The organism is Myxococcales bacterium, from assembly GCA_016703425.1.
Classification (GTDB): Bacteria; Myxococcota_A; Polyangia; order Polyangiales; family Polyangiaceae; genus JADJCA01.
This window is the reverse complement of the sequence record JADJCA010000008.1, coordinates 600,040-611,236: the sequence shown is the minus strand read 5'-3', so window position 1 is coordinate 611,236 and position 11,197 is coordinate 600,040. Positions and strand designations below refer to the sequence as shown.

General features: G+C 67.2%; 8 protein-coding genes and 1 pseudogene. 5 read left to right on the top strand and 4 right to left on the bottom strand.

Features of this window, described 5'->3' with window-relative positions; all coding sequences use genetic code 11:
* Positions 1–139: 139 nt before the first annotated feature.
* From IPG50_17670 to IPG50_17660, 3 genes and pseudogenes are all read left to right on the top strand, one after another.
* Positions 140–1,849 (top strand): hypothetical protein, encoded by a 1,710-nt coding sequence (locus IPG50_17670; protein MBK6694011.1) that lies wholly within the window; start codon positions 140–142, stop codon positions 1,847–1,849.
* A gap of 165 nt (positions 1,850–2,014) precedes the next feature.
* Positions 2,015–2,833 carry a hypothetical protein gene (locus tag IPG50_17665; protein MBK6694010.1) on the top strand — a complete coding sequence of 273 codons (819 nt, stop codon included), beginning with the start codon at positions 2,015–2,017 and terminating at the stop codon, positions 2,831–2,833.
* Positions 2,834–2,839: 6 nt separating this feature from the next.
* Positions 2,840–4,045: pseudogene (locus IPG50_17660) on the top strand (AAA family ATPase).
* Positions 4,046–4,785: 740 nt separating this feature from the next.
* Here the strand turns inward: IPG50_17660 and dnaA are convergent.
* Complete coding sequence (dnaA, locus tag IPG50_17655; protein ID MBK6694009.1) at positions 4,786–6,195, bottom strand: chromosomal replication initiator protein DnaA; 1,410 nt, start codon at positions 6,193–6,195, stop codon at positions 4,786–4,788.
* Between the two features lie 802 nt (positions 6,196–6,997).
* On the opposite strand from dnaA, the gene IPG50_17650 reads away from it, so the two are divergent.
* On the top strand, positions 6,998–8,005 hold the full coding sequence (locus IPG50_17650) for a hypothetical protein (protein MBK6694008.1): 1,008 nt from the start codon (positions 6,998–7,000) through the stop codon (positions 8,003–8,005).
* A gap of 32 nt (positions 8,006–8,037) precedes the next feature.
* On the opposite strand, the gene IPG50_17645 is transcribed toward IPG50_17650, so the two are convergent.
* The 3 genes from IPG50_17645 to IPG50_17635 form a co-directional block, all read right to left on the bottom strand.
* Entirely contained in the window at positions 8,038–8,616 is a 579-nt protein-coding gene (locus tag IPG50_17645) for a hypothetical protein (protein MBK6694007.1), read from the bottom strand.
* 760 nt (positions 8,617–9,376) lie between these two features.
* The gene (locus IPG50_17640) at positions 9,377–9,997 is read right to left on the bottom strand and encodes a tRNA-(ms[2]io[6]A)-hydroxylase (GenBank protein ID MBK6694006.1); all 621 of its coding nucleotides are present in this window, start codon (positions 9,995–9,997) and stop codon (positions 9,377–9,379) included.
* Between the two features lie 70 nt (positions 9,998–10,067).
* A complete protein-coding gene (locus tag IPG50_17635; protein MBK6694005.1) occupies positions 10,068–10,556 on the bottom strand; it encodes a hypothetical protein in 489 nt (162 codons plus the stop codon).
* A 190-nt stretch (positions 10,557–10,746) separates the two neighbouring features.
* Here IPG50_17635 and IPG50_17630 point away from each other — a divergent pair, with 190 nt between their 5' ends.
* The gene (locus IPG50_17630) at positions 10,747–11,136 is read left to right on the top strand and encodes an acyl-CoA thioesterase (protein MBK6694004.1); all 390 of its coding nucleotides are present in this window, start codon (positions 10,747–10,749) and stop codon (positions 11,134–11,136) included.
* Positions 11,137–11,197 lie beyond the last annotated feature (61 nt).

Below are 11,197 nucleotides of genomic sequence, written 5' to 3'. Positions count from 1 at the left end.
ACCGCAGGCAACGCCGACGGCGCGAAGGTGAACGGAGGGCGACGGCGCCGCCGAGCCGGACGACGCGGCGGCTCCGAACGGCGCGAGCACGACGTTCCATGTTGGAGGTTTCGTCACGGGGCTGACGGGCGTCGGCCTCGTGCTCAGCATCGGCAACGAAGACGTCGTCGTGGCGGCGGCGAACGGGGCCATCGTGCCTTTCACGTTTCCAACGGCCTTGGCGAGCGGCGCGAGCTACGCCGTCGCCGTGAAGTTTCAACCCACGGGCCCGGTCCAGTCGTGTGCCGTCACCGGTGGCAACGGCGTCGTGGCCGGTCGCGACATCAACGACATCGAAGTGGCCTGCGAGACTGTCGCGTACGCGGTCGGCGGCAACGTCCTCGGGCTCGAAGGCTCGGGGCTCGTTCTCAAGAACACGGCGCAAGGCGCGGCTGACCTGTTGCCCATCACCCCCGTCGCGGGAGACGCCGGCGCGCCGGCCGTCAGCTTTCGCTTCAACAAGAAGGTCGAGAGCGGCGCATCCTTCGTCGTCACGGTCGCCACGCAGCCGTCTCAGCCCACGCAGAATTGCGTCCTCTCGGGCGATCAGGGGACCGTCGTGGCCGGTGAGGTCACCACGGTGACCGTGAGCTGCAACACGAACTCGTACACCGTCGGCGGGACCGTGGAAGGGCTGAGCGGCTCGGGGCTTGTCTTGAAGCTCGGGGCCACGGGACCAGAAATCGCCGTCAACACCCTCGAGTTTTCCTTTCCCTCGGTCCTGAAGAGCGGCACGGGGTATTCGGTCCTCGTGGCCGCGAACCCCACGGGGCCGTGGCAGACGTGCGATGTGAGCCAAGGGAGCGGCGTCATCGGTGGTGCGAACGTGACCGATGTGCACGTCAAGTGCTCGACGAATCCGTATTCCGTCGGCGGAGCCGTCTCGGGCCTCGCGGGCACCGGCCTCAAGCTCAAGAACGGCGTCGATGAAATATCCGTCGCGAGCCCGGGAGGCACCTTCACGTTTCCCACGAAGGTCGAGAGCGGGCAGGGGTATGCCCTCTCCGTCACGGGGCAGCCCACGAGCCCATGGCAGAGTTGCGACGTCACCGGCACCGGCAGCGGCGTCGTCCAAGGCGGCGACGTGAAGGACCTGGCGGTGTCGTGCAACACTTCATCGTTCAAGGTCGCGGCCAACGTGACCGGGCCCGTTGGCACCGGGTTGAAGCTGAAGAGCGGCACCGACGAGGTGTCCGTCGCCAGCGCTTCGAGCAGCGTGCCCTTTCCAACCCTCGTGGCCAGCGGGCAGACCTACGGCGTCACCATTTCGTCGCCGCCGCTGGGCGCCATTTGCAGCATCGCCGGCGGCACCGGCACCATGCAGGGCGCCGATGTCTCGGTCCCCGTTTCTTGCTCCGTCGGGACGGTGGCCGGCGGCTCGTCGACCACGAGCTCTCAGCCGGTGCCCCCCAACACGCTGCTCGCTCGTCGGGTGACGTTGCCGGTTGGGCTCAAGGTCGCGTCGCTCGGAGGCTACTGGAGCAACTCGTCGTGCAGTGTAAAGTATGCACTCTACAGTGATTCCGCCGGGGCTCCGGGCGCGCTCGTGGCGTCGACGGGGGTCGTCATCACGACGGGGTCGGGACCGAGCGAAGCGCTGCTCGCATCGGCCACCAACGTGACGGCCGGCGACTATTGGATCGCGCTGGTGCTGCAAACGGCCTGCAACGGCTACTTCGCCCCGACCGGCGGCAGCGGTTACGTGGCGAACGCTCTGCCCTTCGCCAACGGGTTCCCGGTCACGTTCGGAGCGGCGTCGCCGGGCGGAACGGGCCTCGACCTGGCCATGTTCCTTCGCGGGGCCCCGTAAGGGGCGCGCATCGAGCGCGGGGTGCTTTCGTAAAACGCAGTAAAATTCGGGACCTAGAAGGGGCAAGCCGATGTCAGGTCGGGCAAGGTTCCCTCACGGCCGCGCTCCCGCGCGACGAACAATCAACGACTTGCCGATGGCCTGCACCTTGCGTGGCCCCGGGGCATGACCTCGTCGGCGAAAGAGACCGAGCCCCGTGGCGAGAGGGATCCGGTCTTCCAGAGCGGGGTCCAACAGCGCGCTCCCCTCGTCATCGGAGAAGACGCGGACGCCTCGATCCTTGGGCGCCTCCATTCGGCCAAGAGCATCGACGTCGATCTCGGTGGCCTCGCTCGCATCGCGTCGCTCGCCTCGCGCACGATGACGCCTCAGCCGTGGACCGTGGATGGCGATCTCTTCGTCTCGTTTCGCGGCGGCATGAAGCCGCTCTTGCATCACGGCGACTTGCGCGTCCGTGGAAGCTTGCTCATCGACGACCACGCGTGGCTCATCTGCACCGGGAACCTCATCGTTGACGAGATCCTCTCCGACTATCGTCCCAGCGCGCTTGCGGTCGGGGGAAACCTCTCGGTCCCGCGCCTCGTCATGACGGGCGCGGTGACGGCGCTCGGCTCCGTCAAGGTCAAGGACGTCGCCTTCCTCCGTGAGGGGGCGCCGCCGCTGTCGACGGCCGGCGAGTTCGAGACGCGAACGCTGTTGCACTACGGGCCGGGCGCCGTCGACGCGCGCTCGCTCATCGTCTCTCGCTCCATCGACCTCCTGGATCGCGATCAGACGTTGCTTGGCGCCCCGCACCTCTCGGCCGATGCGATGGCGCCGAACGGCGTGCCGAGCGCTGGACCGGTCGCTGGCCTGCCCTTGGCGCTGTGCTTCGTTGCCATTGCCAAGGGGAGCCCTCCGCGCCTGCCGCCCCTGGGGCGGGAGTCGAAGCGCACCGAGACCAAAAAGATGGCTGCTCCTGAAGCCGCGCCCGAGCGACAATAGGCGCCGATGGCACGACTGCTAGGTATTCGCATCAAGAACTACCGCGCCCTGGCGATTTTCGCCCGGGTCAGGCGAGCACAGCAGGGCACCCGCCGCCGCGGCTCGCTGTCCATCGGTCCGAACGGCCCGGGAAGTCGACGGTGCTGGACGCGTTCGGCTTTGTCGCCGACTGCCTACTCGAAGGAGTTGAGGTCGCCTGCGACAAGCCCGCGCGCGGTGGCTTCGATCGGCTTCGAACCCAAGGTGCGAGCGGGCCTCTCGAGTTCGAGCTCTTCTTCGAAGATGACGACCCCGAGCGCCCCATCGTCTACGAACTGCATGTCGACGCCGTGAAGGGCGTCCCAGCGGTTGTCAAAGAGACCCTTCGTCAACGACAACAAGGGCAAGCCGACCACTTCCCTCGAGCTCGAGAGGCAGGGGTAAGGTTTGGGCGGGTCAGTCCGTCCAGTTCAAGGCCCAGAGCAAAGACTCCCTGAAGGTCGAACTGGCGGAACTCGACAAGCTCGGCATCGCGACGCTGGGCAACCTTGCCGAGCATCCACGCATCGTGCGCCTTCGAAGCTACATCGAGCAGTGGTACCTCTCGTACTTCGTGCCAGATGCGGCTCGGATCCTTCCCGCCGCCGGCGCGCAACGCTGGCTCGACCGGACCGGTTCGAACATCGGCAACGTGCTCCAGTACTACCAGCGACAGCACGCCGGCGAGTTCAAGAGCATCTTGCGGAGACTCGCCAAGGCCATCCCTGATTGAAGAAGATCACCCGGAGATCAGGCATAGACAAGCGGCTCCTTCTGAGGTTTGACGAGCGCGGATACCAAGACCCCTTTTACCAACAGAGCATGTCCGACGGCACACTCAAGATGCTCGCGTACGCCGTGCTCCTCGAAGACCCATCGCCACGGCCTTTCATTGGTATCGAGGAGCCCGAGAACGGCCTCTACGTGCGGCTCGTGGAGCGCCTCGCCAGTCAGTTTTCGACACGTGCAAACCGCGACACGCTCGCGACACAAATTCTCGTTACGACCCACTCTCCGTACTTCGTCGACGCGCTCAAGCCCGAGCAAGTGTGGCTGATTCGGAAAGGCGTCGACGGGCGCGCTAGCGCGGTCCGCGCCGCGGACGTGGGGACCATCCAGGCGATGACCGACCAGGGAATCCCGCTTGGCTCGCTCTGGTACAGCAACCACCTCGACGACGGTTCTCCAGAATGACGCTTCACGTGCTTGTGGAGGGCCCTTCGGAGCGTGCATTCATCGAGCGCTGGGGGCCGCGGCTTGTGAGGGACTGGACATCCGAGTGCATCCACCAGGGAAAGGGAACGCTGCCAAGATTCCGGCCCGCGCCCGACCCGAAGCCGTGGGCTGCCCGACCAACTACCGGCGAAGCTAGGGGTTTGCGTCGTCGCTCGAGCGTCCACCGATGCCGTGCTCGTCCTTGTAGACGCCGACAACGATGATCCAGCCGAACTTGTCGAAGCCATTGTCGCGACCGCCGGGAAGTTGCGCCTGAACTCAAGATCGCCGTTCAGCTCGCCATCGAGGAGACGGAGGCGTTCTACCTGGGCGACCTGAATGCCCTTGCCCGCGCATTCCCCGAGGCCGATCTGAGCAAGGCGCGCCGATACCAACCGGATTCGATTTGTGGGACGTGGGAGCTGTTCGGCAGAGTGGTTCGCGACGGTGGCGGGAACAAAGTCGCGTGGGCCGAGGCCATGGGCCCCGTGCTCACGACGCAAGCATCGAAGAGCCGATCGCCATCGTTGCGCGCTCTCATAGCGGCGATCTTGATGCTCGCGCGTCCGCCCCCGAAGAAAAGAGAGCACAGGCGCGGGCATCGCCACTCGCCGAAAGATCGCCGAGATTCAGGGCGGCGACGCTCGCTATGAGCTGACCGCCAGCGTGTCCAATGACCCGTTGACCACGCCAGCAGCTCGTCGTCGTCTGTGGCGACCCTATTCGGAGCCGAGCTTGCGCTCGAGGGCTTCGATGTGGGCGCGCACTTCCGGATCGGCTTGCCGCAGCGACGCCACCTTGCGGACGGCGCTCATGACGGTGGTGTGATCGCGGTTCCCGAAGGCGCGGCCCAACTCCGGCAAGCTGCACTTGAGGCGCTCGCGGCAGAGGTACATCGCCACGTGCCTCGCGAAGGCGATGCTCTTGTGTCGATCTTTCGACAAGAGGTCGCCGCTCTTCAGCTTGAAGTGGTGGCACACGACGCGTTGGACGTCTTCGACGCTGGTCTCGCTGACGCGCGCTGCGCCGCTGGCGGCGAGCTCGGCGCGCGCGAAATCAATGTCGATGGGGTGTTCGACGAGCGCGGCGCGCGCCGCCAAGCGAATGAGCGTGCCCTCGAGCTCGCGGACGTTGCTTCGCACCATTTGCGCGATGAACGACAGGACCTCGTCGCTGACCTCGAGGTTCTCCGTCTGCGCCTTCTTGCGCACGATGGCGACGCGCGTCTCGAGCTCGGGGGCCTGAACGTCGGCCACGAGACCCCACGTGAAGCGCGAGATAAGGCGCTCCTCCATCCGCTCAAGTTGCTGCGGGTATTTGTCGCTCGTGACGATGATCTGCTTGTCGGCCTGATGAAGCGCGTTGAACGCGTGGAAGAACTCTTCTTGCGTCTGCGTCTTGGAGGCGAGGAACTGGATGTCGTCGACGAGGAGGAGATCGCAGCGATCGCGATAACGCGCGCGGAACTCGCTCATGCCGTGGTCTTGAAGCGCTTGCACGAACTCGTTGACGAACTTCTCCGCGGACACGTAGACGATGCGCGCCGAAGGGCGCTCGGCGCGCACGCGGTGGGCGACGGCGTGAACCAGGTGCGTCTTGCCGAGACCGGTTCCGCCGCACAAAAAGAGCGGGTTGTGACGCCGCCCGCCGCCGCCGGCGGCGGCGACCGACGCCGCATGGGCGAGCTGATTCGACGGCCCAATGACGAAGTTCGAGAAGGTGTATTTGGGGTTCAGGCCTTCAATGGGCGGCGGCACGCTCGAGAGCGGCGATTCTTCGCGCTCGCGAACCGCCGGAGCCGCGCCGCTCGGGGCGCGCACCGAGAGAGGCCGCGGACGCACGGGCGATTGTGGTCCAAGCGCGGTGTGGGCGACGACCGGCAAGGGCAAGCTCTCGTCGATGGTCCACGCGATCTGAACGCTCCAGCCGGTCTGGGCGCGAATGTGATCCGTGAGCACCGGCAAGAAGTGATCGTCGACCCACTCGCGCACGAACTCGTCGCGCGCGCGCAGCGACAGCACGCCGTCGCTGAGGCCGTCGAACTGCACGCCGGAGAACCACTGGTCGAAACTCGCCGGCGACTTTGTGCGCGTGAACGCGACCGCGTCGTCCCAGAGCTTCTCATTCATGCTCGGCGTCTGCGTCACGTTCGTCGGCCCGCACTCATCTGATTGAAGCGAAATGAATCCCACCACAGCCCATCCGTGGACCTGCCATCGCCCCGAACGCTGGAGCGATGGGGCGGCGATCCGTTATTGAGTTTGCAGAATGCGTGTCGTCTGCGGCTCTCCCGAGAGCCACGGACATGAAAGCCACAAGTTATCCACAGCCTGTGGACAGCACGCGCCGAGGCTTGATGCTCGGCCCAACACATGGCTGAAGTTGTTCAGAAAAGTCATGCTGGCTGGGCTTCGAACAAAAGCGACCCCGCTCCTCGCCCTGCGAAACAGGGAGGATGGAAAACGCCCCTCGCCAGCCGCGCTTGGTACCGCGGGTCAACCCGGATGTTCGGAAAGCGAACACCATCCAGCAAAGGCGGCTGGCCGGTCGACACCACCAAGAGCGGCGAGGCGAGAAAAGGAGGTAGCACCCCTTTTCCAGACCCGTCACGTCCATAGTTGAGAAAGTGTCTAAAGTTGTGAAATGACGAGGTATTATTGGTTGTAGTCCGCCACTGAATGGTGCCCGGCCGCCCTGCAGCGGTGACGCTTGTGTGACAACTCCGCGACTCCCCTTGTGATTGTGAGCATGGTGCATCCTTCACGCATTCGCGGGGCTGGTTTTGACGCTGGTCGGGGTGTCAAGTCTCGCGATTGCCCTTTTTTTTAGCCGGAATCGTCGTGTCGGGCGGCCGCGCCGTGACGCACCGCGCCTCGATGGGGCCTTGCCGAAAACTGGTCCTTCTCACCGCCTCGTGGCTAGGAGTGGCGGATGCTGGTTGGCGGTCACGTCGTTCCGAAGGCGCGGGGCGAGGTCAGAAGGCTCGGACGGGGACTGCTCGTCCTGGGCGCGTGCCTCTCGCTCTCGCGCGTTGCCGGCGCCGAGCCGAGCACGACGACGCCGGAGCAGGGCTACGATCTCGGCGAAACCCAGGGAAGTCGCGGGCTCGCGCTCGGCGGCGCCCACTACGCGCTCGGGACGTCGACCTCGGCGATCTACGGCAATCCAGCCAATTTGCCCTTGGCGCGCGTCTATCACATCGAAGGCATGGGGGCCCTCTCGCCGGAGGCGCGGCTCCAGAGCGTGGGCGGGGCCATCGCCGATTCGTCAACGTCGAGGCTCGCCGGCGGCCTCGCCGCGAACCTCAACATGCTCGACCCCGACCGGCTTCGCCGCTCCTGGACGGACGTGCGCCTCGCCCTTGGCTTTCCCCTCGCCGACGCGATCTCCGTGGGCGCCACAGGACGCTACCTGCGCGCCACGCAAGCGACGACGCGGGGGCCTTTCGGCCCCAGCTTGGCCTCCGACGGCACCAAGGGCGAGCCGGTCTTCAGCGAGCTGACGTTCGACGCCGGCATCACGGTCGCCGCGACATCAGGCCTCCGTATCGGCGCCGTGGGGAAGAACCTCTCGGCGCCGGGCACGGCCTTCGCGCCGACGACCGTCGGCGGGGGCATCGGCTACCTCGGTCGCAACTTCGCCATCGAGGGAGGTGGGCTCGCGGACTTCACGACCTTCGCGAGCACCACCGGGCGCGTCATGGCGGGCGGCGAATATTTTCTCCTCGATCGTATCCCGCTGCGCGTGGGCTACCGCTTCGATCAGGGCACCAAGACCCACGCGGTCTCGGGCGGCGTCGGCTACGTCGATCGCCGATGGAGCGTCGAGTTTGCCGCGCGCCGCGACGTCGTGGCCGATCAGCCCATGACGAAGCTCCTGCTCGCGCTTCGGTTCTTCTACGACTCCGGCGGCGCGCCGGCCGGTGATCCGGAGCTCTGAGGGCGTTCCCCCTCGCTCCGCCCATCGGCTCGTCAGCCGAAGAGCGCGCGCTCGAAGAACTTCGCGAGCGACCCGGCGCGCCTTTCGCTTCGTCGAAGGTGTCGGCCGCCGACGTGGCTCGCGCGCGTGATCCACTCGAAGGCGCGCGGGTTCTTGAACCAGTCGTCACCGAAGAGCTCGACGAGCTCTTGGTCCAATGGGGGACCGTCGAGGTAGGCCAAGAAGCGCGACTCGTCGCCCGGGCGAGCGAGCGGCCACGCGCCGCGGAGGGCTTCGGGCATGGGCCGCTGAAAGAGGCGACGCGTCACGTCTTCGAGCGCCTCGGGCTCGTGCGCCAAGACAAGCCGCGCCGCCGAGAGGCGCGCCTCGCAGAGAAGCGCGCGCATGACGCATCGCGCGTCGCTTCGGGCGCGGTCGGGGCTCGTGCCCAAGACGCGGCGGTGAAAGGCGGCGCTCGCAGCCAGTGCGCCGAAGAGCGCCGCGAAGCGTTCGCCGTCGAGGTCTTTCGGGCTGCGGCGAACGACGAACGGCAACGTCCGCGGTGCAAGCGCGCGCCGCAGCGCGCGGCCGAAGTTGGCGAGCAAGAGGGCGAACGACGAGGCGCCAGCCACAGCGCGCGGGAGCGCGAAGCGCAGCGTCAGGCCTTTCGTGTGGACTTGAAAGAGCTCCTCGAGCCAGCGATTCGTGAGCCGCGAAGGGAAGCTCGGCGTTGCCTCGCGCGCGAAGCCGTGGACGATGCCCTCTCCAAGGGTCGGCTCGCCGCCCTTGACGAGGCCGCCCCGGCGCGAAGGCTTCGCGGTGCATGCCGTCGGTGCGAGCGAGGAAGTCTTGCGCGAGGGCCCGTGAGCCCGGCGACGGGCGCTCGGTGAAGGTTGGCAGCTTCTCCCGGATTCGGCTCTCGACCTCTCCGAGCCGGCTCTCCACCTCGCGCACGCGATCGGCGAACGGTCGCGCCGCCATGGCGAGGTGATCGAACCACTCGCCCACGCGAGGCGCCGGTTCGGTGAGGGCCGCGTGAAAGGTCTCCTCCCACGAGCAGAGGCGCGCCTCGCCGCCGAGGGGGCGCACGAGCGGGGCCCGCTTCGCCTCGTTGAGGGTGCGCCGCGCCGGATACGAGAGCCGCAGATAGAGCAGCCGCACGAGCCACGGGCTCATGCCGCGCACGAGATCGGCGTCGAGGAGCGAGGCGGGCAGCGTCGCGACGAGCTCGATGGCCCGGAGGCCGCTTACCGTGCGATGCGCCTCGAGGGGCGACTCGGCGTCTTCGAAGGTGCGAGCGGCGCGCTCCTCGGCCACGACGGCCTGCTCCACCATGCGATCGAGCGAGGTGAGGTCGGTGGGGGCGCTCATGAGAGGGGGCAGGGTCGCGCGTTAGCCGTGGATCGTCGCACGAGCCTCGGCGGCAAGCTCTCGTACGATACGACCTTCTTGCACGCTGAGCAGCTCGAGTCGCTCAACCACGCGGCTTCGTTCATGGGTGCCGCCGGCGGCGCGCACCGCCAGGTCGACCATGTCGGTGTAGTGGCGCGCCTCCACGGCGAAGAGCTCTTCGTAGAACGCCGCGAGCGCGGCCTCCCGGGTGCGGTCGAGGCGGTCGAGCAGCAAGCGGAAGCGCTCGCAAGAGCGCGCCTCGATGAGGGCCGCCACGAGCAGTCGGTCGACGAGCCCAGCGTTTCTTGGGAACGGCGAGGGAGGCAGCTTGCCGATCTCGGCACGAAGCTTCGCCGCGTAGGTGTCGACGTCGGGCGGGCCGAGCACGATGCCGCGCGCTTCCAAGAAATCGACGACGCGTGAGAAGTGGTCGAGCTCCTCGCGCGCCAAGTCGACCAGCGCACGCACGATGCCAAGATCTTGCGGGTGCCGCGCCGCGAGCGACAGGGCGTTGGTCGCCGCCTTCATCTCGCAGTGGGCGTGATCGGCCAGGATCGCCGCCAAAGAGCCTTCCGCAAAGGACGCCCAAGTGGGATCGCTCGGCACCTTGAGGCAGAACATGGTGCTCGTGCGATACCACATCCGAGGCGCCCCTCGGTTGGCTCCCCGCGGCGGCGATGCCGGGCCGCGTTCACCGCTTTCTCAGACCTCTGCGTCCGCCAAGGAACGCCGCGCCGGCAAGCAGCGCGACGGCGACGAACGCCCCCAGCGAGAAGCCGTCCTTCTGCCAGGTGAGGCCCGCCGCCAAGACGCCCGCGAGCGCGCCTGCGAGCGCCGCTTCGCGGGCCCTGGCCTCGCCGCCGTATCGGCCCACGAGGAATCCTCCAGCGAATCCTCCGGCTGCCATGGTCAAGAGCGGCAGCGCGACGGTGACGAAAACCACCACGGCGCGCTCGCCGCCGGCGAGCTTCGAGAGGGCCTCGCCGAGCGGCGCTTCGTCGGTCACGGCGCCGACGATGCGGGTGAACGCGGCGCGTTTCAGGGCCTCCGCGAGCCAGGCCAGCGGGAGCCACGCCAAGAAGACGGCGAAGGCGCCGAAGCCGATCCATTGCCACCGGGGGCGTAATTCCGCCTCGTCGGCCTCCTTGAGCACGACAAGGCGTCGCTTCTTGTCGGCCATCTCGTGAGGGAAGAGTACACGCGGCAGACCCGAGGGCGGGCGCCTAGAGTCGCCTGCGCCGCGCGCGGCAGACGTGCAGGAAAGCTCGCGCCCAAAGCGCCTCGAGCGCTATAAGGACGCCGTGTCCGGTGAGGCCGATGCTTCCCTCAGCAAGGTCGAGATTCGCGTCCGCTTTTGCGAGACCGACCTCATGGGCATCGTGCATCACGCAAACCACCTCGTTTACTTCGAGGCGGGGCGGGTCGAGTGGCTTCGGCGTCGCGGCGTCACGTACGCCGAGTGGGCGACGCGAGGGGTCCACTTGCCGGTCGTCGACGCGGGCGTTCGCTACCGCGCGCCGGCCTTCTTCGACGACGTGCTGGTCGTTGAGACACGACTGACGGAGCTCCGCTCGGTCTCGCTTCGCTTCGACTACCGTCTGCTCCGCAACGGTCGGCCAGGAGACGTAGGGCCCTCGGCGCCGGTGCTCCTGGCGGAGGGGTTTACGAAGCTCGCCTCCATCGACCAGTCCCACGCGTTGCGCAAGATCCCCGACGATGTGGCCGCGATTTTGCGCGCCGGCGAGCAAGACAGCTCATGACGCGGTCGGCGCGACGGCCACGAAAAACCAGAGAGTGGCGCGCTTTCTCGGGGGTTGTTAG

What these genes read in the sequence shown, in the direction of transcription:
- IPG50_17640 (MBK6694006.1), bottom strand. Translation starts at nt 9,997, where the DNA reads ATGTTCTGCCTCAAGGTGCCGAGCGATCCCACTTGGGCGTCCTTTGCG.
- IPG50_17650 (MBK6694008.1), top strand. Translation starts at nt 6,998, where the DNA reads ATGCTGGTTGGCGGTCACGTCGTTCCGAAGGCGCGGGGCGAGGTCAGA.
- IPG50_17630 (MBK6694004.1), top strand. Translation starts at nt 10,747, where the DNA reads ATGGGCATCGTGCATCACGCAAACCACCTCGTTTACTTCGAGGCGGGG.
- IPG50_17635 (MBK6694005.1), bottom strand. Translation starts at nt 10,556, where the DNA reads ATGGCCGACAAGAAGCGACGCCTTGTCGTGCTCAAGGAGGCCGACGAG.
- IPG50_17665 (MBK6694010.1), top strand. Translation starts at nt 2,015, where the DNA reads ATGACCTCGTCGGCGAAAGAGACCGAGCCCCGTGGCGAGAGGGATCCG.
- dnaA (MBK6694009.1), bottom strand. Translation starts at nt 6,195, where the DNA reads ATGAATGAGAAGCTCTGGGACGACGCGGTCGCGTTCACGCGCACAAAG.